Annotated in this window: 36 protein-coding genes; 15 read left to right on the top strand and 21 right to left on the bottom strand. The window is 46.2% G+C overall.

Annotated elements, in window-relative coordinates:
- The first annotated feature begins 4 nt into the window (after positions 1–4).
- The 9 genes from QUA50_RS03745 to QUA50_RS03705 all read left to right on the top strand — a co-directional run bounded on the left by QUA50_RS03745 (position 5) and on the right by QUA50_RS03705 (position 5,875).
- Positions 5–388 carry a hypothetical protein gene (locus QUA50_RS03745; protein ID WP_333259988.1) on the top strand — a complete coding sequence of 128 codons (384 nt, stop codon included), beginning with the start codon at positions 5–7 and terminating at the stop codon, positions 386–388.
- Positions 389–443: 55 nt separating this feature from the next.
- Positions 444–770 (top strand): Uma2 family endonuclease, encoded by a 327-nt coding sequence (locus tag QUA50_RS03740; protein WP_333298494.1) that lies wholly within the window; start codon positions 444–446, stop codon positions 768–770.
- A complete protein-coding gene (locus QUA50_RS03735) occupies positions 707–982 on the top strand; it encodes a Uma2 family endonuclease (RefSeq protein WP_333298501.1) in 276 nt (91 codons plus the stop codon). Before QUA50_RS03740 ends, QUA50_RS03735 begins: the two co-directional genes overlap by 64 nt.
- 196 nt (positions 983–1,178) lie before the next feature.
- Positions 1,179–2,360 carry a GTPase gene (locus tag QUA50_RS03730; protein WP_333259994.1) on the top strand — a complete coding sequence of 394 codons (1,182 nt, stop codon included), beginning with the start codon at positions 1,179–1,181 and terminating at the stop codon, positions 2,358–2,360.
- A 283-nt stretch (positions 2,361–2,643) separates the two neighbouring features.
- Positions 2,644–3,189 carry a Uma2 family endonuclease gene (locus QUA50_RS03725; protein ID WP_333259997.1) on the top strand — a complete coding sequence of 182 codons (546 nt, stop codon included), beginning with the start codon at positions 2,644–2,646 and terminating at the stop codon, positions 3,187–3,189.
- Positions 3,190–3,433: 244 nt separating this feature from the next.
- Positions 3,434–3,751 (top strand): 2Fe-2S iron-sulfur cluster-binding protein, encoded by a 318-nt coding sequence (locus QUA50_RS03720; RefSeq protein ID WP_333054544.1) that lies wholly within the window; start codon positions 3,434–3,436, stop codon positions 3,749–3,751.
- A gap of 57 nt (positions 3,752–3,808) precedes the next feature.
- Positions 3,809–4,000 carry a hypothetical protein gene (locus tag QUA50_RS03715; RefSeq protein WP_333260000.1) on the top strand — a complete coding sequence of 64 codons (192 nt, stop codon included), beginning with the start codon at positions 3,809–3,811 and terminating at the stop codon, positions 3,998–4,000.
- Entirely contained in the window at positions 3,997–5,235 is a 1,239-nt protein-coding gene (locus QUA50_RS03710) for a DUF3326 domain-containing protein (RefSeq protein WP_333260003.1), read from the top strand. Before QUA50_RS03715 ends, QUA50_RS03710 begins: the two co-directional genes overlap by 4 nt.
- Positions 5,236–5,281: 46 nt before the next feature.
- Positions 5,282–5,875 (top strand): CPBP family intramembrane glutamic endopeptidase, encoded by a 594-nt coding sequence (locus QUA50_RS03705; protein ID WP_333260006.1) that lies wholly within the window; start codon positions 5,282–5,284, stop codon positions 5,873–5,875.
- Positions 5,876–6,254: 379 nt separating this feature from the next.
- Here the strand turns inward: QUA50_RS03705 and QUA50_RS03700 are convergent, their stop codons facing one another.
- The 8 genes from QUA50_RS03700 to radA form a co-directional block, all read right to left on the bottom strand.
- Positions 6,255–6,659 (bottom strand): TIGR02588 family protein, encoded by a 405-nt coding sequence (locus QUA50_RS03700; RefSeq protein ID WP_333260010.1) that lies wholly within the window; start codon positions 6,657–6,659, stop codon positions 6,255–6,257.
- Complete coding sequence (locus tag QUA50_RS03695; protein WP_333260013.1) at positions 6,656–7,510, bottom strand: TIGR02587 family membrane protein; 855 nt, start codon at positions 7,508–7,510, stop codon at positions 6,656–6,658. Before QUA50_RS03695 ends, QUA50_RS03700 begins: the two co-directional genes overlap by 4 nt.
- Before the next feature lie 79 nt (positions 7,511–7,589).
- Positions 7,590–7,829, bottom strand: a complete 240-nt coding sequence (locus QUA50_RS03690) for a type II toxin-antitoxin system HicA family toxin (protein ID WP_333260016.1) — start codon at positions 7,827–7,829, stop codon at positions 7,590–7,592.
- Positions 7,829–8,053: a type II toxin-antitoxin system HicB family antitoxin gene (locus QUA50_RS03685; RefSeq protein WP_333177424.1), complete on the bottom strand. Its 225-nt coding sequence runs from the start codon at positions 8,051–8,053 to the stop codon at positions 7,829–7,831. The genes QUA50_RS03690 and QUA50_RS03685 overlap by 1 nt, the downstream gene beginning before the upstream one ends.
- A gap of 52 nt (positions 8,054–8,105) precedes the next feature.
- A complete protein-coding gene (locus QUA50_RS03680) occupies positions 8,106–8,339 on the bottom strand; it encodes a type II toxin-antitoxin system VapC family toxin (RefSeq protein WP_333260019.1) in 234 nt (77 codons plus the stop codon).
- 3 nt (positions 8,340–8,342) lie between these two features.
- Positions 8,343–8,471 carry a hypothetical protein gene (locus QUA50_RS03675; RefSeq protein WP_333260022.1) on the bottom strand — a complete coding sequence of 43 codons (129 nt, stop codon included), beginning with the start codon at positions 8,469–8,471 and terminating at the stop codon, positions 8,343–8,345.
- A complete protein-coding gene (locus QUA50_RS03670) occupies positions 8,468–8,698 on the bottom strand; it encodes a DUF2281 domain-containing protein (protein WP_333260024.1) in 231 nt (76 codons plus the stop codon). Before QUA50_RS03670 ends, QUA50_RS03675 begins: the two co-directional genes overlap by 4 nt.
- A gap of 45 nt (positions 8,699–8,743) precedes the next feature.
- Positions 8,744–10,300 (bottom strand): DNA repair protein RadA, encoded by a 1,557-nt coding sequence (gene radA / locus QUA50_RS03665; RefSeq protein ID WP_333260027.1) that lies wholly within the window; start codon positions 10,298–10,300, stop codon positions 8,744–8,746.
- Positions 10,301–10,465: 165 nt separating this feature from the next.
- Between radA and rpaB the strand changes: the two genes are divergently transcribed.
- Together rpaB and QUA50_RS03655 are read left to right on the top strand one after the other, a co-directional pair.
- Positions 10,466–11,197 carry a response regulator transcription factor RpaB gene (rpaB, locus tag QUA50_RS03660; RefSeq protein WP_071587789.1) on the top strand — a complete coding sequence of 244 codons (732 nt, stop codon included), beginning with the start codon at positions 10,466–10,468 and terminating at the stop codon, positions 11,195–11,197.
- Positions 11,198–11,287: 90 nt separating this feature from the next.
- Positions 11,288–11,938, top strand: coding sequence for a cofactor assembly of complex C subunit B (locus QUA50_RS03655; RefSeq protein WP_333260029.1), 651 nt, complete (start codon positions 11,288–11,290; stop codon positions 11,936–11,938).
- Between the two features lie 187 nt (positions 11,939–12,125).
- On the opposite strand, the gene hpsJ-A is transcribed toward QUA50_RS03655, so the two are convergent.
- The 8 genes from hpsJ-A to QUA50_RS03615 all read right to left on the bottom strand — a co-directional run bounded on the left by hpsJ-A (position 12,126) and on the right by QUA50_RS03615 (position 19,591).
- Positions 12,126–12,803: an HpsJ-like protein, cyanoexosortase A-associated gene (gene hpsJ-A, locus QUA50_RS03650; protein WP_333260033.1), complete on the bottom strand. Its 678-nt coding sequence runs from the start codon at positions 12,801–12,803 to the stop codon at positions 12,126–12,128.
- Positions 12,804–12,981: 178 nt separating this feature from the next.
- Positions 12,982–13,650 carry a cyanoexosortase A system-associated protein gene (locus tag QUA50_RS03645; protein WP_333260036.1) on the bottom strand — a complete coding sequence of 223 codons (669 nt, stop codon included), beginning with the start codon at positions 13,648–13,650 and terminating at the stop codon, positions 12,982–12,984.
- Entirely contained in the window at positions 13,650–14,501 is an 852-nt protein-coding gene (gene crtA / locus QUA50_RS03640) for a cyanoexosortase A (RefSeq protein ID WP_333260039.1), read from the bottom strand. Before crtA ends, QUA50_RS03645 begins: the two co-directional genes overlap by 1 nt.
- Before the next feature lie 387 nt (positions 14,502–14,888).
- Positions 14,889–15,995 (bottom strand): dTDP-glucose 4,6-dehydratase, encoded by a 1,107-nt coding sequence (rfbB, locus tag QUA50_RS03635; RefSeq protein WP_333260042.1) that lies wholly within the window; start codon positions 15,993–15,995, stop codon positions 14,889–14,891.
- A 164-nt stretch (positions 15,996–16,159) separates the two neighbouring features.
- Complete coding sequence (locus tag QUA50_RS03630; protein ID WP_333260045.1) at positions 16,160–17,389, bottom strand: IS110 family transposase; 1,230 nt, start codon at positions 17,387–17,389, stop codon at positions 16,160–16,162.
- Positions 17,390–17,661: 272 nt separating this feature from the next.
- Complete coding sequence (locus QUA50_RS03625) at positions 17,662–18,036, bottom strand: hypothetical protein (protein ID WP_333298491.1); 375 nt, start codon at positions 18,034–18,036, stop codon at positions 17,662–17,664.
- Positions 18,037–18,127: 91 nt separating this feature from the next.
- Positions 18,128–18,625: a hypothetical protein gene (locus QUA50_RS03620; protein ID WP_333260052.1), complete on the bottom strand. Its 498-nt coding sequence runs from the start codon at positions 18,623–18,625 to the stop codon at positions 18,128–18,130.
- Between the two features lie 90 nt (positions 18,626–18,715).
- Positions 18,716–19,591 carry a hypothetical protein gene (locus tag QUA50_RS03615; RefSeq protein WP_333260055.1) on the bottom strand — a complete coding sequence of 292 codons (876 nt, stop codon included), beginning with the start codon at positions 19,589–19,591 and terminating at the stop codon, positions 18,716–18,718.
- A gap of 204 nt (positions 19,592–19,795) precedes the next feature.
- Here QUA50_RS03615 and QUA50_RS03610 point away from each other — a divergent pair, with 204 nt between their 5' ends.
- Positions 19,796–20,056 carry a helix-turn-helix transcriptional regulator gene (locus QUA50_RS03610; RefSeq protein WP_333260058.1) on the top strand — a complete coding sequence of 87 codons (261 nt, stop codon included), beginning with the start codon at positions 19,796–19,798 and terminating at the stop codon, positions 20,054–20,056.
- A gap of 145 nt (positions 20,057–20,201) precedes the next feature.
- Complete coding sequence (locus QUA50_RS03605) at positions 20,202–20,930, top strand: hypothetical protein (protein WP_333260061.1); 729 nt, start codon at positions 20,202–20,204, stop codon at positions 20,928–20,930.
- Here the strand turns inward: QUA50_RS03605 and QUA50_RS03600 are convergent.
- From QUA50_RS03600 to QUA50_RS03580, 5 genes are all read right to left on the bottom strand, one after another.
- Complete coding sequence (locus tag QUA50_RS03600) at positions 20,915–21,421, bottom strand: C39 family peptidase (protein WP_333260063.1); 507 nt, start codon at positions 21,419–21,421, stop codon at positions 20,915–20,917. The two genes, QUA50_RS03605 and QUA50_RS03600, sit on opposite strands and share 16 nt — an antisense overlap.
- Positions 21,422–21,621: 200 nt before the next feature.
- Positions 21,622–21,891 carry a hypothetical protein gene (locus QUA50_RS03595; RefSeq protein WP_333298488.1) on the bottom strand — a complete coding sequence of 90 codons (270 nt, stop codon included), beginning with the start codon at positions 21,889–21,891 and terminating at the stop codon, positions 21,622–21,624.
- Positions 21,892–22,224, bottom strand: coding sequence for a hypothetical protein (locus QUA50_RS03590; protein ID WP_333260064.1), 333 nt, complete (start codon positions 22,222–22,224; stop codon positions 21,892–21,894).
- The gene (locus QUA50_RS03585) at positions 22,221–22,766 is read right to left on the bottom strand and encodes a hypothetical protein (protein ID WP_333260067.1); all 546 of its coding nucleotides are present in this window, start codon (positions 22,764–22,766) and stop codon (positions 22,221–22,223) included. The genes QUA50_RS03590 and QUA50_RS03585 overlap by 4 nt, the downstream gene beginning before the upstream one ends.
- A gap of 92 nt (positions 22,767–22,858) precedes the next feature.
- On the bottom strand, positions 22,859–23,104 hold the full coding sequence (locus tag QUA50_RS03580; RefSeq protein WP_333260070.1) for a hypothetical protein: 246 nt from the start codon (positions 23,102–23,104) through the stop codon (positions 22,859–22,861).
- Between the two features lie 183 nt (positions 23,105–23,287).
- On the opposite strand from QUA50_RS03580, the gene QUA50_RS03575 reads away from it, so the two are divergent.
- The gene (locus QUA50_RS03575; protein ID WP_333260073.1) at positions 23,288–23,779 is read left to right on the top strand and encodes a hypothetical protein; all 492 of its coding nucleotides are present in this window, start codon (positions 23,288–23,290) and stop codon (positions 23,777–23,779) included.
- A gap of 23 nt (positions 23,780–23,802) precedes the next feature.
- Positions 23,803–24,903, top strand: a complete 1,101-nt coding sequence (locus QUA50_RS03570) for a pyocin knob domain-containing protein (RefSeq protein WP_333260076.1) — start codon at positions 23,803–23,805, stop codon at positions 24,901–24,903.
- Positions 24,904–25,109 lie beyond the last annotated feature (206 nt).

The raw sequence follows: 25,109 nt of genomic DNA, 5'->3' as shown, positions 1-25,109 counted from the left end.
TTTTATGTCTCGCACACTAGATATTTTTGTAGACGTTCCACAGGACATCGAACATTTAATCAAAGAATTAGAGTTTATATTGGCTCTTAAATTAGAGCTGGTTTCTGATGGCATTGACAACTGGTATGAGTTTCGTAACTCAACAATCACTCTTACAGTAGGAAAGCATGATTTTGAAAATGATAAAGAGATCGACTTTGAAGAATACCCTTACAACCTATCAATCAGAGCGCTGAACATCTCGAATGAACTTGATAGAAAAAAGTGGCGAGATGAGTTTGCTAGTTATGTTCTCCACAAGTTGAAAACTACCGAAAGGTATCGTTTAATACTGGTGGATGACTTACAAGTGAAGTTAGAGGAGTTTGCGCCATTGGTGAAGGTTTGATCGAATATCATACAGGCAAGTTCTGAAACCGATTTGTAAAAACGAGGAAATGACTATGGTCACTGCTACTGCCGCACAGAATCATTTTACTCTAGAAGAGTTCATGGCTCATCCGCCCGACAACATGGAATTGGTAGACGGCAAACTTGTGGAGAAAAATGGAGCCACGCTCAAGCATGGTAAAATTCAATCAAGCCTGGGTTGTGCTTGGGCAAATTACATGATTTCCAGCAAACAAAGAGGAGAAGTTTATATTTCACCACCTTGTCGCACTAACCAACAAATTCGCCGCCCCGATGTCGCCTATCTCACACCCGAATTAGTTGCACAGTTTGGCAATCTTGCCACTTTACCCCAAAGTTTTCCGTTAATTCCGAAATAGTTTCACCCACCGATATCGCTGAAGATGTCTTTCTCAAAGCACAGGAATATTTAGAATCTAGCTGTCAGGAAGTCTGGTTAGTTTTTCCAGAAAGTCGTTTAATATTCGTGATGACTCACAATCAAATATTGACATTTAGATCCGGCGATACCGCCAGCACTCAACAAATCCTGATCGGTTTTAGCATCGAAGTCGATCGATTGCTAGCTTAAACTAAATTCTACAACCTTTTATTTAGCAGCACGCGACACAAAACTCTCCTCTACCCGTTGCACCAGTTCTTAAATCAAATTGCTACAATATTCTTAAGACTCCCCCAGTCCGCGTAGGCGGACTTCGTTTGTAGAGCATCGGAATTCTATTCGGTGGTATTGAATTAATATCCCACCATTATCGGAGCAAACCGCCATGTCAGACGACTTTTCCTTAGACGAGCTTTTAAATAGAAGTTACTACGCCTTCAAAGACGCAGAAAACCAAGTGGGACAGTGCAATGTTTTAGTCATCGGCAAAACCGGTGTCGGCAAAAGTACCCTGATCAATTCCGTTTTTCGCCAACGCTTAGCCGAAACCGGAGTCGGCCGCCCCATCACTCAAGGCATTCGCCAATATACCAAACCGAATTGCCCAATTACAGTCTACGATACTCCCGGACTCGAACTCAACGCCGAACAAATTAAAGTTATTCAATTAAACGTTGCTAAACTGATTGAAGACCAAAGACTCCTGCACCCAAAAGACCACATTCACGTCATCTGGTACTGCATCAATCACAGCGCCAATAGAATAGAATCTGTCGAGGAAAGCTGGTTAAAAGAAATGGAAGTCAAAGATGTACCAGTTCTTTTAGTGCTGACTCAGACAACCTCTAAAAAGCCGGGGGAATTTTTCAAGCAACTGGAACACATGAATTTACCAGTCAGTCAAATCATCCCCGTCATGGCTGAACCGGAAGAAATTGATGAAGATTATACAGTAAAATCTCACGGTTTAGACAAGTTAGTAGATGCAACTTTTCAACTGCTGCCGGAAGTCGCTAAAAAAGCTTTTGTGAAAGAACAAATTGCCAATATTGCGCTCAAATCCGATATGGCATTTAAGTATCTAAGTGCTTATGTTGCAGGTTCTGCAATTGTCGGTGCGACTCCTGTACCGTTTGCTGATGCGCCGATTTTGATGACGATGCAAACGGCAATGATTGCTAATATTACGGTAATTTTTGGAATGCCCTTTGATAAGGGGTTTATTTCGGCGATGCTGTCTGCTATTAGCGGCGCTGGCGGGGTGACTGCTGTCGGCAGAAGTATTGTTACTAATTTGATTAAAATGATTCCGGGTGCGGGTACTGTTGTCGGCGGTGCTATCTCCGGTGCAACGGCAGCAACTCTCACGCTTGCCCTCGGTTTGGCTTACATTGAAGTGCTTAAAGCTTATATGAAAGCTCAAGTTAATGGGGAACAACTTTCTTTGCAGCAGTTAACAAAGATGTTTGTGGATTTTTATAAGGATTATGCTAGTTCTGGGCGTAAAACTTTGAAGGATGACAAACCGAATCAACCTAAGCCTCCCAATCAAATTAATATTGAGTAAATTGGGCATGGGGCATGGGGCATGGGGCATAGAACATGGGTTATTTTTTTACTCCAACTGAGATATTGCACCATTCTCAATAAGCCTTTTATGAACAGGCAAGATGCCTGTTCCACAAAGATATTAATTTTCTTGTGGAACAGGCATCTTGCCTGTTGCTGAAAATGGTGCAATATCTCAGTTACAATCAACTCATTACCAATTACCAATTACCAATTACCAATTACCAATTACCAATTACCAAAGATTGCTATAATTTAGTGAATTCTGCAAAAGGGAGTAAATGGCTATGGTAATGACAGCCGTTTTATCAGACAATGTTTCTCTAGAAGACTTTATAGCCAGTCCCACCGACGATATGGAATGGGTGGACGGGCAAATTGTGGAGAAAAATGGCATGACAGCAAAACACAGTCGAATCCAATCTAGACTAGATCGTTCTTGGGGAAATTACAAAGATTCTAGCGGGCAGGGAGGAGAAGTTTATGTCGAAGTTCCTTGCCGTACAGACAGGCGAGTGCGCCGCCCTGATGTAGCTTATCTGACTGCTGAACTTGTTGCTCAATTTGGTGATGTTCCGACTTTGCCTCAAAGTCCGCCGTTAATTGCTGAAATAGTTTCTCCTACTGATATTGCGGAAGAGATTTTTCTAAAAGCACAAGAATATTTAGATTCGGGTTGTCTGGAAGCTTGGATTGTTTTTCCAGAAAGTCGCTGGATATTGATAATGACTCAAACTCAAAAGTTAACTTTTAACTTGGGTTCTACAGTCAGCACTCAGCTAGTGCTGCCGGGTTTTAGTGTTGCGGTTGATGAGTTGTTGGCTTGAAGGCAAAAAATTAATTAGGTATAAGTGCTTTGCGGCACAGTTCCGCCGTGAGGCTTGTAATAATTTGTGAAAAAGTCATTGACAAAATGCCACTAGCTCGCCCAGCCAATTAATAAAAAAAATTATCAATAAAAACTGAAGTTGTAAAATTGCACAAAAGCACAAACAGCGGTAAAATACTGATTGCTTTGTTTCAAAATCTAGCGTAAATTCCAATTGGGGAATTAAAACCAATAATTGATATATGTCTAAGACTTACACTGTTGAATTGATCCACCAAGGCTCTACCTATACCGTAGAAGTACCGGAAGATAAACAAATTCTCCGCGCCGCCAACGCCGCCGGCATTGAGTTGCCGAGTTCATGCAATGCGGGGGTTTGTACTACTTGCGCTGCTAAAATTATTGAGGGTCAAGTCGATCAAGTTGATGGCATGGGCGTTAGTCCCGAACTTCAGGCAGAAGGTTATGTGTTGCTGTGTGTTGCTTATCCCCGATCGAACTTGAAGATAGAAACAGAAAAAGAAGACATTGTGTACGATCGCCAGTTCGGTAAATCCTAGCACTAAGCTAAAATTGACCTAAGTACCGTTAGCGGTAAAACCACTATGGATCGCCCTATGACTACCCATTTCATTTCCGCAGAAGTTGACCTCCACGAGACAGCCGAGCAACTGCACTCGGCTATTGAAATTGAACTGCAAAAGCACGGCGAACCCCTACGGTGGGCAGTCACAGATGTGGATGTCGATCGGCAAAAGGCCGTGGTAGAAGGCTACGTGCTCGTGGAAGCATCCCCCGCAGCATCGTGAACCCCCGCCCTTTGACAGTGGTTTTGATAGTCCCCACAGGCGTTGGAGCCTCGATTGGTGGGTTTGCAGGAGATGGGCTGCCCGTGGCTAGGGCGATCGCCCAAATTTCAGACACCCTGATCGCTCACCCCAACGTCCTCAACGGCGCTCAACTTTATTGGCCGATACCTAACGCCCTCTACGTTGAAGGTTACGCCCTTGACAAATTTGCAGCCGGATGCTGGGGACTGCAACCAGTACATCAAAATCGCATCGGCTTAATTCTAGATTCCGCGATCGAACCAGACTTGCAGTTGCGACACTTGCAAGTGGCTGATGCAGCGAGAGCTACACTGGGTTTGAATATAACCGATTGGGTTTTAACCGATCGCCCCCTGCAAGTAGAATTGCGTATTTCTGAATCAGGGGCATCCTGGGGGACGATCGGCAATCCCGACAGTTTATTGCGCGCGGCAGAAAAATTAATCGCACAAGCAAGAGTAGAGGCGATCGCAGTTGTGGCCAGATTTCCCGACGATGAAGGCAGCCTCGCCCTCGAAAACTACCGCCGCGGCAAAGGAGTTGACCCCCTCGCCGGCGCGGAAGCCCTCATCAGCCACCTCGTCGTCAGGACGTTTAAAATCCCCTGCGCCCACGCCCCGGCGCTGTCTGCGCTTCCCCTCGATCCGCACCTGTCCCCGCGATCGGCTGCTGAGGAAATCGGCTATACTTTCCTACCTTGCGTGCTTGCGGGCCTGAGCAAAGCACCCCAATTTGTCACTCCAACTGTGGGACAGGCATCTGGCCTGTCACAGTTTGTCACTCCAACTGTGGGACAGGCATCTGGCCTGTCACAGTTTGTCACTCCAACTGTGGGACAGGCATCTGGCCTGTCCCAGGTATTGGGCGGGCAAGATGCCCAACCCCTACTCCCGACAAGAGAGAAATTCTATGCAAACAGGCGAGATTTCGAGTCTCAGGGTTTGTGGGCAGATCGAGTCGATGCGGTGGTGATACCCGCCACAGCCTGCGGCGGCAGTGCTATTCTGAGTTTGAGCGGGCGATCGTCGGTACAAATCATCGCTGTGGGCGACAACAAAACCCAGATGCAGGCGACTCCAGAAAAACTCGGAATCAAAGCTTTGCAGGTAAACTCATATTTAGAGGCGATCGGAGTTTTGGTCGCTTTGCGAGCCGGCATCAATCCAGCTTCCTTGGGTGCAGACATCTCCTCCCTGCGTTGTTTGTCTGACTAAACTAAACAAATCTAAAATCTCAAACCTCAAATCTAAAAGTTATTAAGTGGCACAAAAAATTCCCGAAAATCCTGAAATTGAACCCTTGACACGCACCCAAGTTTTAGTAGCAATGGGCGTGACAGCAATTATGTTGCTGGCGGTAGCTAAATTGTGGTTGCTATTTGGATCGGTATCGCTTTTGCCAGTCAAATTGATAGGAATGGACTTGCTCAAAGGATTTGCGATCGGACTGGCAATTACAGGCGGTAGTGCGATCGTTTATCAACTCTGGCCCGGTTATCGCCGGAGTGCGGATGTTTACTTGGAAGTAGTGCTCAAACCTTTGTTTTGGCCGGATTTAATCTGGCTGGGACTGCTGCCGGGACTTAGCGAAGAATTGCTATTTCGAGGCGTGATGCTGTCTGCTTTGGGATTGAATGTTACCAGTTTAGTTTTATCGAGTTTTTGTTTCGGTATTCTGCACTTGGGATCCCTGGATCAGTGGCCTTATGCTGTTTGGGCAACGGCTGTCGGATTGCTGTTGGGTTACAGTGTTTTAGCTACTGGGAATTTGTTAGTGCCAATTACGGCTCATATCTGCACGAATTTGATTTCTAGCTGTGTTTGGAAGTGGGAACACAATCTCGTGAAGCGTTAGCTCGATCGCACTACAATATCGAGGTTGGGGCGGGTTTAATGAATCTCTCACTGGATTGGAGAGATGGGTGAACCCGCCCCTACGGGAATTATGTCTATTTAACGTGATACCGAGTCAATAAACGTAAATTTTGTAGGGGCGGGTTCACCCGTATCTCTGCTTAGGAATGAGAATTAAACAACTTCCACTATTGAAAGTGGGATGGGCGTCCCGCCCGTCATGAGTGGACGGGCGGGACGCCCATCCCACAATAACAATTAAAATTGTAAGTTGTTTAATTCGCGATCCTTAATAACTAAGGTATTTTTAAACCCGCCCCCACCCAGCGACAGGATTTTATGAGGGTCACACTTACCGGAAACGAGAGTTGAAAACTTTGTTAAGGCAGTTTGTAACTGCTCGATCGCACAATCAACTCACCTTGACTGGGGTTGCGGCTGAAGATAAAAGCTCCTTCTTGAGTTTCACCGCTTGACAAAAAATCAATTTGTTGGTCGCCGGATTCTACAACTTCACCGTTGACGCGGAGTTCTGCCATAATTTGCACTGATTCTGCCGTTTCGCCGCCCGTGTTAGTTACTGTAAACGGCACGTAAAATTGCCCTTGATTTTCGCGAATAGGCGTGTTCCGAGTGACAGAAATAACCGGAGGTTCCTCTTTTTTAGTCACCCAGTTGTAGATTACCAGTCCGGTGAGGGAAAAGAGGATCGAGCAGGCGATCGCAAATGTCACCCATTCAGCAGGAGTTCTTTTTTCTTGCTGTTCGTTATTACTTTCACTCATACCGCTAACCTCCCCGCCGCGCCCCCAATAGTCGCCGGCAATCCCAATACTAACGTATAGTTCAACCAAATCGACCACGGGTCGTCAAAACTGAGTTTGTGGAAGAAAAACATCATAAATGCACAAGCCGCCAGGGACACTAAATAAGCCATGACAGTTTCGCTGAGGGGACGTTGAAAAATCCCTTGCTGCTGCTGCCGTTTCGCTTGATAAGTAAAGCCTGCTACAAATACAATACCGTAGGAAATTAGCAGCGAGGCGGCGATAATTGCTAATTGCCTAGGTGGCGAAATACCTGCCGCTAGCATGGGAATTTCGTCAGTTGGAGCGATGTTGAAAGCAATGATCGTCGCGCCGATTAAAGTAGCGCCGATATCTGCTAGAGTTGCATTAATTGTAGGTTCCTGTTCGCTGTCTGAACTTTGATAGCGATCGCCGCTCAAGAAACCGTTTGCCAGGGCTACTCCCAAGGCAAAGGGCAGGCCTTCAAAGATGATTTTTCCCAAAGTTTCTTGCAGCGGAGTCTCCGGGGTAATTTCCTTGAGCAAAAACAGGACAAAAGCCGCGCAGACAATGCCGATGGCCATCGCTTCTACGGTATCGATTGCAGCATCTAGCCAGCGGATATCTTTAGTTTTGCGAAAACCTTCAGTGCGAGTCAGCAAGAAAACCACGATCAAAGTAGTTGCGATCGCGATCGACATTTCCGCTGGTTTAGTATGCGAACCGATCCACCAAACCTCCATCGTATAAAGCAGCGGAATTCCGAACAAAAAGCCACCCGATGCACCTCGAATGATGTCGTTTAGTTCATTTGACCACTGATTTTTGCGTCTTTTTGATTTGTTCATTTTTTCGTGAAAACGCACCTCAAAAAAGGCGCTATTTAATTTGACATATTTCAATTATTATCGTAGATAGTATCTGCACTCAACTTTGTGCATAAGCTATTAAAAATTCCTCTCTAGAAATTCCCGTCTGAGTACAAATTGCTCTCAGTGTCCCTGATTTTATTTGATCGTGGTTAGGCATTACTAACGGAGTCTCCGTGCCATCCTGATTCTGTCGCACCATGACAATATGTTCGCGTTCTCTAATAATCCGAAAACCCAACAACTGAAATGTTCTGATGACTCGTCTTTTAGAAGCATCGACAGGAAACTTTGACATTAAATAGCCACCTCTGCTTCTACTAAAAAAGTCTCGATCGCCGGTGATTCGTTTTCCATTGTTTCTTTGCCAAATACTTCGATGTAGCAACGAATAGCTGACTTGACATCAGCTAAGGCTTCTTCATAGGTGTCACCTTCACCAACTACGGCACCTTTGATACCAAGGGGATAGGCTACATAACCATCGGAATGTTTTTCAATGATGATTCTAAATTGTTTCATCTTCGCCTCTTTATTTTTAAACTAACTTAATTCACCACACCCGCGCGATCGCCTAAGCATCAAAAATAGCATCAACGCTCAAAATCGGTATCTGTTCCGCCATAGATTGTGCAATTATCAGCCTGTCAAATGGGTCACGGTGATGCAAAGGCAGTGAAGCCACAACCTCAATGTGGTCGAAAGTTATTTCCAGTATATCAATTCTATTAACTGCGATCTGCTGCTTGATAAACTCCATAAAAGGCATACTAAAAGTTAGCCGGCCTATACTATGTTCGATCGCCATTTCTCAGACGCTAGCTGTACTGAGGAGAATATCGTTCTCTCCGTTGTCAATTAGCGATCGCCCTGTTGCGGTGAGTCTCGAACTGTCTGTCGTATACCAAATAAAGGCATGAGTGTCCAACAACAATCTCATTCCATGTACTCCTTAAACTCTTCTAGCGGTTTATCAAAATTATCGGACATCCAAACCATTCCTTTGGCACTTCCTGCTTGCCTATTGGGTTTAGCTTGTTTGGGAATTACTACCAATTTTACAACAGGCTGGTTATCTTGAGTAATCGCCACTTCTTCGCCTATCATCGCCACTTCCATTAATTTCAGAAGCTTTTCTTTTGCCTCAATAATGTCTACTTGATACATATTTTTTGCCTGATTACAGTCAATCTCCAGCATCACTATTTTAACTCAATTCGATAAATCCTCTTCCTCCAAATCAACAGGCTGAAACTCTAAATCACCAGGCTGCAACTGAGCAGGAGTAGCCGGAATCGCCGCAATAATTGCATCGATTACCTTCGCCACCGGAATAATCTGCATCCCCAAATCTGGCACCGCTTGATTCTTAGGAATAATCGCCCTTTTGAAACCCAATTTCGCCGCTTCCCTCAGCCGCAATTCTAATTGGGAAACCGGCCGCACCTGTCCCCCCAAACCCACTTCCCCAAGCAAAACTGTGCGTGCATCAACCACCCGATCGCGAAAACTGGCCACAACGGCGATCGCCACTGCCAAATCCGCCGCCGGTTCCTCCACTTTCAACCCGCCCACCGACGCCAAAATTACATCTAATTTAGATAAAGGAATCCCCACCCTTTTCTCCAAAACAGCTAAAATTTGCTGCAATCTACCATTGTCCACACCAGTAGTAGTCCGGCGCGGCGAACCAAAACTCGCAGGGCTGACTAACGCCTGAATTTCTACTAGAATCGGTCTAGTTCCTTCGCAAGCAACAGTCGTGGAAGTACCGGGCGAAAACTCATCTTTATTTCCTAAAAACAACTCCGACGGATTATCTACTTCTCGCAAACCGTTTGCTACCATTTCAAAAACACCGATTTCGTGAGTCGCGCCAAAACGGTTTTTCATCGATCGCAAAAGTCGATGAGAAGCAAAGCGATCGCCCTCAAAATACAGTACAGTATCTACCAAATGTTCCAAAACCCTCGGCCCCGCCAAAGCTCCATCTTTCGTAACGTGACCGACAATAAATAAAGTAATATTTTCCCTTTTCGCCACCTGCATCAAAGCAGACGTACATTCCCGCACCTGAGCCACCGAACCGGGCGCCGATGTTAAACTAGCAAAATAAATAGTTTGGATGCTGTCAACTACCGCTACATTCGGTTTCAGCGCTTCCAACTCCCGCAAAACAACTTCTAAATCCGTCTCTGGAAGCAAATAGAAATTCTCCGCTGAATTGTCCTCGGAATCCTTTTTAGCTTCCCCGTTGCTGCCAGATTTATGCCCGCCGTTGCTTGACAAATCAACCGGATTAGCCACGCCCAAACGCTGCGATCGCAACTTCACCTGCTGGCCGGACTCCTCCGCACTGACATACAGTATCCGATCCTTGCGGGACAACATATTCGCCACCTGCAACAGCAGCGTCGATTTTCCGATTCCCGGTTCCCCCCCAATCAACACCAGCGAGCCCGGAACAATCCCGCCTCCCAAAACTCGATCGAGCTCCCCGTAACCAGAAGGCCAGCGAGACTGAGTTTGGTCGGAAATCTGCGATAATCTGAAAGATACCCTTGGTTGACCCTTCGACTTATCAGGGGGCGAACCGCCCACTGTCTTAGTTGTCACCCCAGTTAAACCAGCCCGCGGCACACCAGCAGTAGGTTGTTCTAACTGCTCGTCAAAAGAATCCCACTTCTGACAGCTAGGACATCTGCCAAAATATTGTGGTGAATCATAGCCGCATTCCCGACAAATATATTGTATTCGAGGCTTAGGCATTGTTTACTATAGATAAATAGTTACCCTAACATTTAGAAAAGTCTGAGTTAAAGCAATTATCAAGCTTTCAGACCGATCGCCGCCCATGATTCAATTTGTGTCTTCTATGATAGGGTACAAAAAATTAACATTATCTGAAATGTAACTTAAGGAGTGCTCGGTAACTTGGAAAACCATAAAGAAAAAATTCTGGTAGTCGATGACGAAGCCAGTATCCGCCGCATTCTGGAGACTCGCCTTTCCATGATTGGCTACGATGTCGTCACCGCTGCTGACGGCGAAGAAGCTCTCGAAACATTTCGCAACACCGAACCCGACTTAGTGGTTTTGGACGTGATGATGCCGAAGCTAGACGGTTACGGCGTCTGTCAGGAGTTGCGTAAAGAGTCAGACGTACCCATCATCATGCTAACTGCTTTGGGAGACGTAGCCGATCGCATCACCGGTTTAGAATTGGGCGCCGACGATTACGTCGTCAAACCTTTCTCTCCGAAAGAACTCGAAGCCCGCATCCGTTCGGTACTGCGCCGGGTTGACAAAAACGGCGCATCGGGCATTCCCAGCTCTGGAGTCATCCACGTCACCAATATCAGGATTGACACCAACAAGCGCCAAGTTTACAAAGGCGACGAACGAATTCGGCTCACCGGCATGGAATTCAGCCTGTTAGAACTGCTTGTCAGCCGTTCTGGAGAGCCTTTTTCGCGATCGGAAATTTTGCAGGAAGTCTGGGGATACACGCCAGAACGCCACGTAGACACCCGCGTAGTGGACGTTCACATCTCGCGGCTCAGGGCCAAGTTGGAAGACGACCCCAGCAATCCCGAATTAATTCTCACCGCCCGCGGCACCGGCTATCTCTTCCAGCGAATTGTCGAAATTGGGGAAGTAGGATAAAGTCAGTTGGCAGTTGGCAGTTGGCATTACTTAAATTACCAACTACCAATTACCAATGACTGTTGACTGTTGACTAATGACTAATGACCAATGACTAAATCTGATCCCAATAAAGTTTTGCGGCAATTGCCCTTAGTTGCAGGAGGGTTAGCAGGTACGCTGCTAATGGTAAACCGCTTGCTGACAGAGCAAATTACAGATTCTCAAGCTCGATCGGACGCTTTGGGAGTAATTATCAGCGCTTTGCTGATTTTAACAGGTTTGCTGTGGCAGCAGGTGCAAGCGCGATCGCCCGATTCCGTAAAACTTATCGGCGAAGAAGGTTTTGAATTTGCGCCGGATTTGCCGGAGGCCGTGAAAATAGAATTAGCTTGGGCGTCGCGTTTGCTGTTGACAAATACCGCCACAAGGTCGATCGTAATTGTGTATCAAGGAAAAGTCCTATTGCGGCGCGGCATTTTAGGCATCAATCCAGAAGTCCAACCAGGGCCAATATTGCAGCGAGTGCTCGACAAAAATAAACCAGTTTATTTAGTAAATCTCAATATTTATCCCGGCAAAATTGAATTTGACTATTTGCCAGAAAATACTCAAGGAGTCATCTGTCAACCCATCGGCAGCCAAGGCGTTTTAATCTTAGGTGCTAACGCGCCCCGCAGCTACACAAAACAAGATGAAAACTGGGTTGAAGGCATTGCCGACAAACTAGAAAATACCCTCATACAGCACCTAAATTCCTAAGTAGGGGCGGGTTCACCAACCATATAGATGGAAAACCCCAAATTCCCTAAACCCGCCCCCACCCCACCAACAATCTAAATGTAAATTCATATTTACCGTGGGGCGGGGACGGGTTTATTTAGATTGTTCGTCATTGTTATATATGGTTGGTGAACCCGCCCCTACGAATATTGAAATGGCTGGACTACTAGCGAGCCCAGTCAGTACCGCGCCACAGCGTAAAAAACAAAACACTAGAAATCAGCGCGCCCAGCAGCCACTTAATCGCATTTTTAAATAACCCCACGCGCTGACTTTGCTGAACCGCAGCGCTTTGCGTCTGTAACCGTTCCTTAGCCGGAGTAATTCTCGAAAGAATTTGCTCTTTCAATTGCTGTGGGTTTTGTGTATCCGCTTGTACCCCCAAACGGGTAAGTTCCCCCGCCAAATTCCTTAAATCTTCAGGACTACCCTTATTCAGCCGTTCTTCCACCTGCTGCAACTGAGCTAATTGTTGGTTTGCTTGAGTAGTAATTTGCTGGTTGTTTTGATTGTTGACGTAGATAGTACCAAAAATTCCCAAAGGCAGCATCAACAGAAAAACCAGACCTAGCAGCAGACAAACCCAAGACAAAACCTTCAAAAAAAGGTCTTCCAAACCTCGGCGTTCGTATCCTTCGCCAAAAAATATCAGCGCCATTGCCAGTAAAGGAACTGGCACCCGTTCCACTACAGCCCCAATCGTTTGCAATTCCCAGAGGCGATTGCCAAAATTGGCTGGTATAAGAACTGCAATCGTATCTAATACAGACAAAATTAATAGACCGTAGCCAATCCAACGCAGTCTGTAGATAGAAAAACCTTGTTCGCCTTGTAAGTCATTCATAAAATAATCAGAGTTGTTGTTAAGAAAAATCTCTCTTGACGCCGCCCAAGAACGGATACAAGCCCCCGACCAAAGTCGTGGATAGTCAAACATTTTAGACTCTTGTTCAAGCTTCCAGATTCACCTGTGGATTAAATCTAAAAGCTAAAAGCTAAAAGCTAAAATCGACTGAATCGAGTCAAGGTTTGGGGAATCGCGGCTGCCACCACTCATACCAAGAAACCCAAGCATTCTCTAGAATTTTTTTGGCATCTTCTGGATTTGTTTTATCCAAAGGCACAGACATCTGAGTCCACAAACAGCGCCGGTCTTGAATATTTCCCCTACCCAACAACCAAAACAGAATACGGTTTGGCTGCCAATCGCGAGTATTTCGATTATATCTAAACTGTTGGGAAGTTACTGTAGCACTGCCATTAGGATTGATACACGAACTCAAATACAGTCGATTTTGCTGTTGCAAAATTCCGTGAAACCCCGCGCCTTGAGTGTTTGCCAATGCTAGTTTACCAGGAGACGACTTGAGAACAGTATGTCCCCTCATCATACCTTCCACATCCCCAATGGTGTCTACTGCATAGCGCATCTCTATTTCTAGAGCCATGCTATTTTTTTGATATTCATATTTCCTGGCAGCTTTGAATTCTGAATTTTCCTTGATTTCCAGAAGCGCGCTCTTGTTTAGTTTCCAATCGGCTAAAGGCACCGACTCGGGAAACTCAAACGGGGTTGCCACATTCTTGCCGTCCGATGGATAGAAAACCAACTTTCCGGCAACCAACAAAACCCCTCCCAAAGTAAAAGCCAACAGGGAAAGCCTAAGTGGTTTCCAAGAGGTAATAGCCATTAGCAATTCTGTCCTTCCTGATTTGGGGGTTGGTCTTTCAAAATTGCAAACCAGCAGAATAACCCGAAAATAAATACAGCAATCATCGAAAATATTACCGAACCATTTCCTTCGTGCCAGTATTTAAATGCTTCGGGTTGAGATAGCGATACCAGCACGGCCAGGAGACCAACTCGCGCGGCATTCACTACAAATGCAGTAATTATTGCCACGAATGGCAATACCATTTTCTGACCCGTAGTGGTAGGAAACATCAGTAAGAAAACCAGAGCTAGTCCTAACAATTGTAGCATCGCATTCACCCCGGAACAGCCGTGATTTACTTCCACGCTTCCCTTTTCTAGGATTAGAAACACCCCTTTCCGCACTACTTCAAATCCTACATAGTGCAGGATGAAAGCTGAAAATTTAGCTGTTAATTTTGGAACATCAACAAATACTCCGATCAATCCGGGAGGAATAGCTGTATACGCAAGAATTAGAAGTTCCTGCCAATATTGTTTCAGTCCTTTTGTTCCTGAAGCCAGCAATGCGAGACTGATTCCAGACAAAAATGGCGTTGCTCGGATAAAAAAGTCGTATCCCGATATCGACGAACTTTTGAGCAATATTAAAGCAATTAACGCTGTCCCAAAAAAGCTGGCGAAAATTCCGCTTTCAAAAGTTAAGGATTCGTGCCTTTCCCAAATTAGAAATGCTACGACTCCCCAAAACAGTAACATTGTACCGAACAGGTCAGTGTCGTTTGTTCTGGAAGTCAGAGTTAGGTGTATGGCAATCAAACCGGAGGCGATGCCTAACAGCCAGTATTTAGGTTCTTGGATGTGCTTGAGCGAGTTTATTTCGGTCATTGCTGCTTTTTGTTTTTCCTAAAAGCTTCTAAAATGCTTAAGCTTGTAACTCTCTTAAAATTATCAGCTACAAACACTTAAATTTATGCGTTTGGGATGATTTTTCACTAAATCTTCACAAAGATTGACAATAGCAAATATGTGTGATATCCACCTTCACCTAATTAAATCTGAAGTTAGGAGCAAAGACAAAAGAAAACAGGTTTTTTAACTCAGATCGATCGCACTCAACTAAAAATTTTTCTTTCTCTAACCCGCTTTCTGCGCCAAGAGTTTAAATATAAAGCTTGAAGGCAAGACAGAAACCTTTCTTGGACGCACTATTGAGCTGGAAAACCAGTTTTTTACTGGTTCTGCTTTTTTGTAGCCGGTGCGTCCAGGAGGAGATTAGTTAGAGTAGACTTTCCGGTAGTAAGTTTGATATTCCTCCGAAAGCAGGGGTTCCCACCACTCCCGATGGGCTAGGTACCATTCTACAGTCTGTCGCAAACCTTCTTCAACGGTTACTGAGGGAGTCCAACCTAACTCTGTTTTAATTTTGGTGGCATCAATAGCATAACGCCGATCGTGCCCCGCTCTGTCTTTGACAAATGCGATCAATTGTTCGCAAGGACGGGCGGGCAAATCAGAAGCTAATTCGTCCATTAGCTGACACAGCATTTTTACTAAATCGAGATTTTTGACCTCGTTGTTGCCGCCAACATTGTAGGTTTCCCCAGGTTGACCGCGGTGAATAACGGCATCTAAAGCGCGGCAGTGGTCGAGAACGTACAGCCAATCTCGCACGTTTTGACCGTCGCCGTATACTGGCAGCGGTTTGCCCAATAACATATTGATGCACATTAATGGAATGAGCTTTTCTGGGAAGTGATAGGGGCCGTAATTGTTGGAACAGTTGGTGATAATTGTCGGGACGCCGTAGGTGTGGAAATAGGCGCGGGCGAGGTGGTCGCTGCCAGCTTTGGAGGCTGAGTAGGGACTGTTGGGCGAGTAGGCCGTTGTTTCTGTGAAGGCTGGGTCGTCGGGGCCGAGACTGCCGTAAACTTCGTCGGTAGAAACGTGGAGGAAGCGCATTTGTGCTTTGAGAGATGCCTCATCAATTGCTTCAAAATGCTTGCGGAAGGCTTCTAAAAGTGTGAAGGTTCCGACAACGTTGGTTTGAACAAAGGCGGCAGGCCCGATAATTGACCTGTCAACGTGGGATTCTGCGGCAAAGTGGGCGACTGTGGTGATGTTTTCTTCTTTGAGCAAGGTATCGACTAAGGTACGATCGCAAATATCCCCCTGCACAAACCGAAAATTTTCGCCTCCTTCCAAAGTTGCCAGGGTTTGTCGGTTTCCGGCGTAGGTTAAAGCGTCGAGTACGACTACTCGATCGCCCGGATAGCTGCTGCACCAGTGATGCACAAAATTCGAGCCGATAAATCCAGCCCCGCCCGTCACCAACAATCGGCGAGGAGCTCGGTCAATGCCTTGATTCGCGCTGTCTGTCATAAAAATAAGAGTTTTTCCAATAACTAAGCCTTTACAAAAGTAGCCTTAAAAGTAGTTTGTCACCAAGTGTTTGCCGCTCTTTAATTAAAATTTCTACTGTCTCCGCACACTTTGACGGTTTGATTTAGCAAAAAGGCGATCGGAGTCGATCGCCTATCATCTCGTTACCTTATCTCATTGTAAAGTTCTCGAAACACTAGATCCGCCAGTTTCCGGCAGCTAGCATTTCGAGCGTCTGCCAGCCGACCGCCGCGCTTTTTTGTTCCGTCGGCATCGAGGGCGCGGCCAAGGAAATATTCTCGCAGTTCTAATTGAACAGGGGTGTACGCCTGACCTTTGAGCTTTTGCGGTTCAATCCTACAGTTGATGTAAGTCCACATGGTGCTCCTGGTGTTCGCGCAGCCTGTCCACTTGCCACCGCCGCCACCGGCCCGGACTTGGCCGCTAGATTTCTCAACCTTGCCAAGACCGCAAGCTTGCCGGAATCTCCGAAGCGCGCGTTTTTTGGGTAAGCACTGGAAATCTTCAAACGGGTAAATTCTGCTAAGTATCCACCCGCGCTCGCGGTGTCCGAAAGCGAACCGGTCAAAAACTTGGTGATAGCGATCGAACAAACTGTCACCTAGTAGTTCTATGAGATGGAGTTCGAGCGCGGCTTCAATGTCGTGCAAATCGCAGATCGCTGCTGCAAACTGGCGCGTCAGATCGGAGATGTTCGCCCGATCGCTCTGTTGCTCCTTGTGGTAGTGATTTTCAAACCGGGATACAACTGCTTTTGATAGAAACTCGCCGCGCTCGGCAAGCCAAGCCCAGAAAGCCGGTGGCTGTCCTGTTTTTAAGAAACCGTTCGGCCGAACGCTTTTAACTGTGGCGCGGGCAGCATATTCCCAAGCAAGTCTTCCTTTGATAGTATTGACGAAACTGGTTTGCTTGCGGGTAGTAGTTTTGAGGTCAAGCAATGTACGCCTGATTTCTTGTACTTTTGGGTTTAATTCTTTCACCCAAAACCTGCGATCGTAAATTTCAAGGTAATGGCGGCGGTAAAGCTCGCACATTACCAGCGCGTCAAATTCGTCATCTTTGTTATCAGTTCCCCCCAAACTGCGGCGAGTAGCCTTGACAAGTCCTTGGTCTGCTACCAGTACAAAAATTCCTTTTTTCTGAAGCTGCTCTTTCCAGAAGTAGGAATAGGTGCCGGTACCTTCAAGGATTGCCACCGCTGCACAATCGCCAATGCGATCGACTAAATCTTGAATTTCATTCGTTTCGTAAACACAGTGGATTTTCTTGAATTCAGGTGAAAGATAAAAATCCCTCAAGGCAATTGTCGGAAATTTTTCAAGCAAAACCACGTCCACGCGGTGCGCGGACACATCAATTCCTATTATTTTCACTTTTTTCCCAACGCAATAAACTCTTACATAACCCACGAATCTCCCAGGGGCATTACACCCATATCCGCACAGGGGCTTAGGAGTTTTAATCGCGCGGTGAGGTTGGAATTCACCGCGCGTCTGCGGCCAGTTTGTCGTCCCCACGAAACAGTAAGGGTTTTGTTCAAACCCACCTCACCTCTAAAGAACTTGAACTGGCGCGAGGTCGCAACCCTTGCCCGCGACTCCCCCCTTAGAAAGGGGAGTTTCGACTGTTAGGGAAGCAGTCATCATCAGGCGGGAATTAGTCCGAGCGCAACTAGCGACACGTAAACATAAAGTGCTTTCGGTTGCTTGGTGATTGCGCTTGGTTCTACATTCTCAAACTTCTTAGCTCGCAGGATGTCGTTAGCGATATTCACACACTCTGCCAAGCAACAATCAGATGATTTGTGCGAACCTAAAAACCCGCGAGATTTAGCGGATTTTATAACTACGAATGTTTGTTTGAATTCTTCATCACTGTAAGCATCTGCGAGCATCTTTTTAGCATCGGCAAGCAATCGCAAAACCAGCCGACTGTTTTTATTGGTGGACTCCATAGGGGTATTTTTGGAGGATGTCGAATTAGAACCAGTTGGTAACTTGTCGGAGTTTTCGGGTATCATTGGTTTGAGTCAAGTTGATTTTTGGCAAGGCGACTCTTAAAAGCGATCGAAAATCGAACCTCGATCGCTTTTAGATTTTGGATTTTAGATTTTAGATATCTATAAAGAATCCGTCTGTGTCAGGCTTGTTACGCAATGTTTCAGACAACCGTGTAACAGCTTGTTCTATTTGTTCTGGAGACATCGATCCGAATTCGGCTTGAGCTATTGTTCTTACCTGAAAGGCAGCGTCTTCAAACTCACAATCGAGGATTTCTGCCAGAATTTTGATTGCCACTGTGGAAGTAATCGCCGTGGATATAACCACGTGCTTTTCTACTGTCGGCAAGTCGGTAAAACCGATCGCCCTTGATGCAGCTTCATCACCGTCGCCGTCTGGAATGATGCGGATGCACTGCAATTTCGTCTCGCACTCCTCTAAAAGACCCGCCAAAGTTTCGGCTAACGCAGACAATGCGCGGTAGTTACCCTCAAATCTAAGAATCGCGTTCCCTGCATTGAGATCGATTCCTTCAATTTCCGATTTAATCTCATCAGTCATTGGCGGCATTTCTGAATGCCGATAAGTGTAAACGTTTGGTTGTTCCATTGTTGTTAATAGGTGGCAGGAAGCGATCGCCAAGCTCGAAGGCGATCGCAAAACAAAGCGAATAATGCAGCAAATATGGATGGAGCGGGTCTACAGCATGGCATCACCTCCCCAAGGGGGCGAGCGACCGCTCGACTCCACACCAGCGAAGCCGAGGGAGTAGGAGTCAATCAGATTGTCATCGCAAAACGGGACAGCACCAAATCTGCTGCGCTTTGGAGGAAATATCGGGAGCGGTACTTCTGCCTGCTGTTCTGCCTGTGGATTAAACCAGTCACTTAAAGGCCAGTCATCCAGAATCAAGAGCTCCCAGATTTCTTTGAGGTGTCTAAAATGCTTCTTTGCCGCCCCCCAAGTTAAATTAAATCCGTAGTGGACATCCTTTACAACGTCAAGAAATGCTTGCGACGCCATGTCTCTAACCCTCTTGAGACTTGGCTTTGCAACCGGGGATATGTCTCTAGCTCTTGCAATAGTTGTTGACTGTGATCGCACTCGACTGAGCAATTCTTCATTAGCAGTTCGCAGCCGCTTGATTTCTGCTAGTGCAGATTCCATATCGGGGAACTCGGCCGGCGCATCAATGCGATCGACATCGAGGGATTTTTCGATCGACGCCTGGTGTTGAATGTCGCTAGGTGCGATCGGCTCCAGGGCTTGAATAATTTCGACATCGAGGGATTTTTCGATCGGCTCCAGGGCTTGAATAATTTCGACACCGGGGGGAGTTTCGATCGGCTCCAGGGCTTGAATAATTTCGACAGCGGGGGAAGTTTCGATCGGCTCCAGGGCTTGAACTTCAATCGTCTGAAATATGGGGAAAGGTTGACCGACTAGCGCGTTGATCCAAGTCTCGCGCCGGGTTTTATTGCCGTCGGGCGTAATTCCTAATTCCTGCGCGATCTGTTTGAGTTCCGGCAATAAGTGATGTTCTAGCAGTTCGGGTGTGTAGAAATGCAGTTCCATGGTTTTTAAGAAAGGGCGAGAGTAGGCTCGCCCAACCCTCTTTGGGGTATGCAGTGCAATCTATGGCAGATTAAACGCAGAGATTTAGCGAAACCAAGCATTCACGCGGCCAAGCCGAATCCCTTTGTTGTGTCTACCAACTAGCAGTTTAGTGCTAGTCTTGTCTTATGTCAAGCACTAAACTGCTAGCACTTTAGTGCTACCATGAGAAAAGCTGACGATGAAGAACAGGACGTACCAACCTTGAAAACTCTTAGGGAAAGTGTAAATCTTACCCAGCCGGAACTTAGCCGCCGGATGGGGGTAGGAATTCGCATTATTGGCGACTGGGAGCGGGGAGAGTCTATCCCCCGATTTGATCGAGCTGTCTCCCTAGCTAAAGAGTTAGGGATACCGCTTAAGACTCTCGCTAGGTCTTTTGGTCTAAGTGTGGAGGGTGTGCCTAATGACGAATCGACAAATTGACAATCGCAGGCTAAGGACTTTGAAACATTGAGACGGATGCGCGATCGGCAAAACTGACACGCTCCCAAAATACAGCTACACATAAATGCTTTCTCATGGGAGACACATTTATGTGTAGCGCAACAATCAAGAATCTCTCAACACTATGCAGAGACAACTATCAATTTTCGACACCCTTCAACCGCTTGACACAGCCGAATCTAAGGTCAAAGCCGGCGACTACGTGAAGTTGCGGCGCAAAAGTCCCAGTGCGGCCTACTGGAAGAAAGGCGAGATAGTGCAAATCGAAGCAGTTCACCCGACAAACGGTAGCGTTAAGTTTTGGGATGAGCGCGCACAGACTTGGGGGTATCTTCACCCCGACGACTTTGCAAAAACTTTGCCGCCGATCGAGTCGGTGCCGCCAAGGGCGATCGCCCTTGTTGCAGAATCAGAACCCATTCCCGATGTTGCAGAATCACCAGCGCCGCCAGATGTTGCAGAATCAAAACCCGCAGTCGGTGAAATTGATTCTGCAACAACTGAACCGATCGCCCTTGTTGCAGAATCAGGAGCCGCGCTTGATTCTGCAACAACTGAACCGATCGCAATTGTTGCAGAATCAGAACCCGCCCTCGGTGAAATTGATTCTGCAACAAAGTCAGTATCAACTTACCGACCCAAAGGTTCCGCCAGAGGTGGGGAGTATTTTAGATTTGTGTACCGTGCCGGAACCAAAACCAAATCGGTACACATTCCCGGCGGCAACACCGGCTCAATTTTGGCTCAATCTCGCGCGGCCGAAGTGATGGAACTTTCCGCCGCTGGAGTTCCAGCACTTGAAATCTGCGAGCACATCAAGCGCTGGAGCACCCGCCGTCACCTAGAGACGTGATGCACCCAGAACTCGCCATCATAGGCACAGGTAGCTCGAATCAACTCGTAGGAATAATTTAACCCCGCGCCGCTTGCTTCGGTGTCATACCCGCCGGCAAAGTATTCACCGTAGGGGTCATTAACTATCAGTCCTCGCGCATCGTACCCGCGAACAACGATGATGTGACCTGACCTGGTGAACATCCCGTGAATGATGCAGGGGTTATTGTTGTCGATCGATTGCTTGATTTTCTCGATCGACCCGTTCCAAGTGAAATCATCAGTGCAGCCAAAAGCGGCGATAACCTTAGCGATATCCTCAGCAGAATGGCGGCTTAGCTTGTGGTCATAAACAAACTCGAATAACTCATCTTCTAGCTGGCGCGCCGAATTCTTTGGCCGCACCCCGTGGTAGTCGAGGCACATTGCCGCCGATGTGAGGTTGCAAGTCCCTTCGGGGTGGTAAACGTTATCGAGCTGTGAAAAGTGACGGACGCTTAAAATTTTCATGGGTTATCCCTTCGCGGTGTTGGAACCAACAAGCCAATCAATGAACCGACGCAACCGCTCGCCAGGGCTGTTAATTCTTGAGGCATTTTCTTATCTTGGGAAGCTAGCGAGATGCCCCCAACCGCGACAGAGCTTGCTATCAGACAAAGCGCACAGACAATCGTCCGATAACTCCAAACATCAGACATAACCAAACCTCGCTAGAATCCAGTGTCGCTCTCGCCGTAACTATTTCTAAAAAATTTCTCTATCTCGGATTTCCCGTCCCTGATATGGTAGCCATGAGTTACCGATGCGAACTTCTCCAAATCGTTAACTCGCGATTGTAAAGCTACTATTAACCCCATAGAAGCGTCTAGCCTTTTTTGAATTAACACCAACCGTCTAATACCAGAATTGTTTGCCGTCCAGATTGCAAGGATTGCAGCAAACAAGCTCAAACCAGTAGAGAGCAATGTAAGAGTTTGCATTTACATAGATTGTTTAATTTGAACTTCAATAAAGTCTATCCAGGGCTTCGGGTAGAATTTTAAAGAATAATACTCTTGTTCCTCGACTCCGGGAAAATTTATCAATTTCCAATTATTTAGAGGCATAGTAGTAGCCCCACCCTCAATATCTAATTCCCCAAGTAATCCAAAAACTTGCACTAATTCCCCGGCGACGCGCCAAGATGCCTTGGCAGTTGGCGAAGCAATTAGCACCAAGACAACCGGCAAGTACAAATCAATCGGGAAGCGAATCGGCTCGACTTCCCAACTGACATCTCGATAAAATTGCCCCGAAAAAGTCGGAGTAATCATTCACCGCTCTTGAAAGAAGCAAGGGGTTTCAATTTAGAAGGCTCGGTCAGCGTCGAGTCGATATTTACGCGCGTTCCGCTTTCTAACATGAAATAAGTCGGTTTCCTGTTTGCATCGAACGCGGTATTAATCCATAAGGCAATAGCAGCCGACGACATATAAGTCGGAACTCTGAACGTCATCCACTTTTTGCGCTTGGTTCCCCCTGGGTAGACAAGCGGTGCATCGCCGCCGGCGGTGGGAATTTTAATCTTTTTGTCTGGCAATTTCTGACCCTTGTTAGAGTAAGACACCCCGTTACCTTTGTTCGTTACTTTTGGTGTTCCTGTCTTTGCTGGTCTTTTCGGCGTAGCTTTAGTCGCTGTAGATTGAACGACTACTTTTACGCCGTAGTATTTAAAAAAATCCTCTCTCACGTAGAAATTTATGTAAGTAGTCGGCTCCAGATAAGCCTGTACCAATATCCGCTGATTACCCTTCTTTTCCGTTACCTCATCGACTTGTTTGTTTGTTTGCTCTGTGGTTTGCGGTTTTGCTTCCATTTTTCAATCCTTTTTAATGTCAAACTGCCAAGTCTCGAACGCTTGACAGTTAAAGTAGTTATTGCCGCACGGACAGCAATTAAAAATCAAAATCAAAGAAACAGTTCTGTCGCGTTTGCAACCCGTCCCGCTGCGGTATGGGTAATGGTTGTAGGAATTGTCAGCGACACGGCGATTGCTCCCGTTAACTCGTTTTGAGTGAACGAGGTAATCACCGTTCTATTTTGCGGGTTAGTTGTGCTTGTATTCGATTGCAATTCCGCAATTTTTCCAAGAATTTCAAGAAGCGCATCTTCGACAGTTGTAGAAATGATATCGCCGCTAGCTAGTGCTGTCATAGATTTATGCCTTTAAGAGTATTTTTCAACTCTAGCGCGTCAAACCTTTACATGGCAAGGGTTTTAGTTAAAATAAATTAGAGGGTGAACTTGTATAACCTTAAGGTTCTACAAGTCGAGTCGCGGATGCAAAATGAGGTATTATTTAAAAGGTATCTCTATCAGAAAAAACTAGATTAATAGATGGCGGGCATCACAGCCGGAACCGGAGCGACGCTCCTGGCAACCACAATCGAGGGCTTGTTTATTCAATTAATTGAATACTTCCAATCTCTAGAAGCAGCATCCCAAAATGTTACGAATTTCTTCTCTGGAACTTATGACTCGGACACATTAATTTTTTCAGGAAATTTCAGCGTCCCGGTGAAACTTAGCGACCCGGTTAACTTGCTGATAGTTGGCGACCCCGACGCGGGGAGTTTTCCGTCTGGCACGTTTACACCCGGAACCGGGGGAACTTTTACGGCACCTTTAGCTATTGATTACTTTATGCAAGTTATCGGTCGGCTAATGACACTGCAAAATGATTTCAGCAAGAACCCACAAAAGGTTCAAAACGTCACAGCGAACGTAAATCTCAACCGAAATTTGTTAACCGGTTCGTTTACAGTCCCTTACGTCAAACAGGCGACGGCAGCGGGAATCGCAATAAACGCCGCACCCTACTTGCTATAAGGCAATTATGAGGAAGTTTTCAAATGGCTGATTATACTTTTCATTCACTAAGTGAGCCGCTTAAAAATAACAGCACAATTCAGACAATTCTAGATGTGAATGCGCTCGCCGCACCAGCTAAGTCTGCACTCGCGGCCTATGTCGCATCCTTGGGACTGCCATCAGCGGAAACTCAACATTTGACTTGGGAGAATGTCGGAGTTGCGGTTTTGATCCGTAGCCTCGCCCTGACTTATTACCTCCCCAGTTTGGGAACTCAAACTCCGGCAGCCGATGTCAAGCGAACATCAACGCTGCGCGATCGGGTGACAGAGATGCAGAAGTTACAATCTGGCTACCCTAAATGCCAGATGCTCATCTATGGAAAAACTACGCCGACAAGTGATTGGGTTTGGTTAAATACCGAGGTTATTCAAAATAGCGGCAACCAAGTTAACACATTGAAGCTGCTTCCCTACATTAACCAGATGGAAGACTTCGCACCCGGTCGCGGATGTGCGATCGGCATTCAATTCATTGCAGACCTCGCCACGGGCGCGACACTTCCCCAAACGGGCGATCGCATCACGGCTCAGGGTAGTGTGTTTGTAGACGTTAACCCGATCGGCGGCGAATTAAAAAAAAATGATGATGTAGAGTTACTCAGGCAGCAAGTCTCAACTCTACAACTTGCAGTCGAGGGGCGATTGGTAAATCTAGCGGCCAATACATTTTTAGGTAAAGGGGCGGTAGCGGGAACAGTCGAAGCAATCCCTCAATCTGAACTCGTAACTTCTATTCAGGGAAAGACGGGGAATGTTAATTTGATTTCTACCGACTTGCCTCTTTCTAATTGTTTTCAACTGACAGATAGAAGTGGCATCGCCAACGCTCCATTCGATGCGAATAACTGGATTATATTAAACGCCTTTGGGGGTGTCAAATGGCTTGACGGGGGATATACCCACTTAAATGTTCCGATAAGTACAGGGATAATTCGTCAGATCGATCCCTTGTACGGAACTCCAATAACAGGGAGATACAGGTTTCAAGAATTTCTCAACGGGAGTCGCTACTTTATAAGAGGTGAAAACAATAATGTCTGGGGTGCTTGGCGTGAAATTTCTACGGTTGTCGTGCCTTGAATAATTTCTATCAAGTCAGTAAGACAACAAATAAGACAGTAAGACTGCAAGCGAGACACCAATCAAAATAACAAAGCACTCCGCATTTTTAATGTGGTATAACGAATTAATGACATTCAAAAGGCAATTAACTCTATTGTCAATGAGAACTAGCGAACGAGGAAAACATATCACTCAATTATCGATACAAAGCGACAACATCATTG

This window comes from Microcoleus sp. M2_D5 (assembly GCF_036701935.1).
In the GTDB taxonomy this organism is placed as follows: domain Bacteria; phylum Cyanobacteriota; class Cyanobacteriia; order Cyanobacteriales; family Microcoleaceae; genus Microcoleus.
The sequence above is the reverse complement of the archived record's forward strand: the minus strand, read 5'-3'. Positions and strand labels throughout refer to the sequence as shown.

Excerpts from the sequence above, each read along its gene's own strand:
- QUA50_RS03610 (WP_333260058.1), top strand. The coding sequence starts at position 19,796 with ATGAGAAAAGCTGACGATGAAGAACAGGACGTACCAACCTTGAAAACT.
- QUA50_RS03740 (WP_333298494.1), top strand. The coding sequence starts at position 444 with ATGGTCACTGCTACTGCCGCACAGAATCATTTTACTCTAGAAGAGTTC.
- crtA (WP_333260039.1), bottom strand. The coding sequence starts at position 14,501 with ATGACCGAAATAAACTCGCTCAAGCACATCCAAGAACCTAAATACTGG.
- QUA50_RS03645 (WP_333260036.1), bottom strand. The coding sequence starts at position 13,650 with ATGGCTATTACCTCTTGGAAACCACTTAGGCTTTCCCTGTTGGCTTTT.
- QUA50_RS03575 (WP_333260073.1), top strand. The coding sequence starts at position 23,288 with ATGGCGGGCATCACAGCCGGAACCGGAGCGACGCTCCTGGCAACCACA.
- QUA50_RS03685 (WP_333177424.1), bottom strand. The coding sequence starts at position 8,053 with ATGAAACAATTTAGAATCATCATTGAAAAACATTCCGATGGTTATGTA.
- QUA50_RS03625 (WP_333298491.1), bottom strand. The coding sequence starts at position 18,036 with ATGATACCCGAAAACTCCGACAAGTTACCAACTGGTTCTAATTCGACA.
- QUA50_RS03745 (WP_333259988.1), top strand. The coding sequence starts at position 5 with ATGTCTCGCACACTAGATATTTTTGTAGACGTTCCACAGGACATCGAA.
- QUA50_RS03615 (WP_333260055.1), bottom strand. The coding sequence starts at position 19,591 with ATGGAACTGCATTTCTACACACCCGAACTGCTAGAACATCACTTATTG.
- radA (WP_333260027.1), bottom strand. The coding sequence starts at position 10,300 with ATGCCTAAGCCTCGAATACAATATATTTGTCGGGAATGCGGCTATGAT.
- QUA50_RS03725 (WP_333259997.1), top strand. The coding sequence starts at position 2,644 with ATGGCTATGGTAATGACAGCCGTTTTATCAGACAATGTTTCTCTAGAA.
- QUA50_RS03675 (WP_333260022.1), bottom strand. The coding sequence starts at position 8,471 with ATGAGATTGTTGTTGGACACTCATGCCTTTATTTGGTATACGACAGAC.
- QUA50_RS03580 (WP_333260070.1), bottom strand. The coding sequence starts at position 23,104 with ATGACAGCACTAGCTAGCGGCGATATCATTTCTACAACTGTCGAAGAT.
- QUA50_RS03695 (WP_333260013.1), bottom strand. The coding sequence starts at position 7,510 with ATGAACAAATCAAAAAGACGCAAAAATCAGTGGTCAAATGAACTAAAC.
- QUA50_RS03605 (WP_333260061.1), top strand. The coding sequence starts at position 20,202 with ATGCAGAGACAACTATCAATTTTCGACACCCTTCAACCGCTTGACACA.
- QUA50_RS03655 (WP_333260029.1), top strand. The coding sequence starts at position 11,288 with ATGACTAAATCTGATCCCAATAAAGTTTTGCGGCAATTGCCCTTAGTT.
- QUA50_RS03570 (WP_333260076.1), top strand. The coding sequence starts at position 23,803 with ATGGCTGATTATACTTTTCATTCACTAAGTGAGCCGCTTAAAAATAAC.
- QUA50_RS03595 (WP_333298488.1), bottom strand. The coding sequence starts at position 21,891 with ATGCAAACTCTTACATTGCTCTCTACTGGTTTGAGCTTGTTTGCTGCA.
- QUA50_RS03620 (WP_333260052.1), bottom strand. The coding sequence starts at position 18,625 with ATGGAACAACCAAACGTTTACACTTATCGGCATTCAGAAATGCCGCCA.
- QUA50_RS03590 (WP_333260064.1), bottom strand. The coding sequence starts at position 22,224 with ATGATTACTCCGACTTTTTCGGGGCAATTTTATCGAGATGTCAGTTGG.
- QUA50_RS03680 (WP_333260019.1), bottom strand. The coding sequence starts at position 8,339 with ATGGCGATCGAACATAGTATAGGCCGGCTAACTTTTAGTATGCCTTTT.
- QUA50_RS03600 (WP_333260063.1), bottom strand. The coding sequence starts at position 21,421 with ATGAAAATTTTAAGCGTCCGTCACTTTTCACAGCTCGATAACGTTTAC.
- rfbB (WP_333260042.1), bottom strand. The coding sequence starts at position 15,995 with ATGACAGACAGCGCGAATCAAGGCATTGACCGAGCTCCTCGCCGATTG.
- QUA50_RS03700 (WP_333260010.1), bottom strand. The coding sequence starts at position 6,659 with ATGAGTGAAAGTAATAACGAACAGCAAGAAAAAAGAACTCCTGCTGAA.
- QUA50_RS03690 (WP_333260016.1), bottom strand. The coding sequence starts at position 7,829 with ATGTCAAAGTTTCCTGTCGATGCTTCTAAAAGACGAGTCATCAGAACA.
- QUA50_RS03715 (WP_333260000.1), top strand. The coding sequence starts at position 3,809 with ATGACTACCCATTTCATTTCCGCAGAAGTTGACCTCCACGAGACAGCC.
- QUA50_RS03720 (WP_333054544.1), top strand. The coding sequence starts at position 3,434 with ATGTCTAAGACTTACACTGTTGAATTGATCCACCAAGGCTCTACCTAT.
- QUA50_RS03585 (WP_333260067.1), bottom strand. The coding sequence starts at position 22,766 with ATGGAAGCAAAACCGCAAACCACAGAGCAAACAAACAAACAAGTCGAT.
- hpsJ-A (WP_333260033.1), bottom strand. The coding sequence starts at position 12,803 with ATGAATGACTTACAAGGCGAACAAGGTTTTTCTATCTACAGACTGCGT.
- QUA50_RS03670 (WP_333260024.1), bottom strand. The coding sequence starts at position 8,698 with ATGTATCAAGTAGACATTATTGAGGCAAAAGAAAAGCTTCTGAAATTA.
- QUA50_RS03730 (WP_333259994.1), top strand. The coding sequence starts at position 1,179 with ATGTCAGACGACTTTTCCTTAGACGAGCTTTTAAATAGAAGTTACTAC.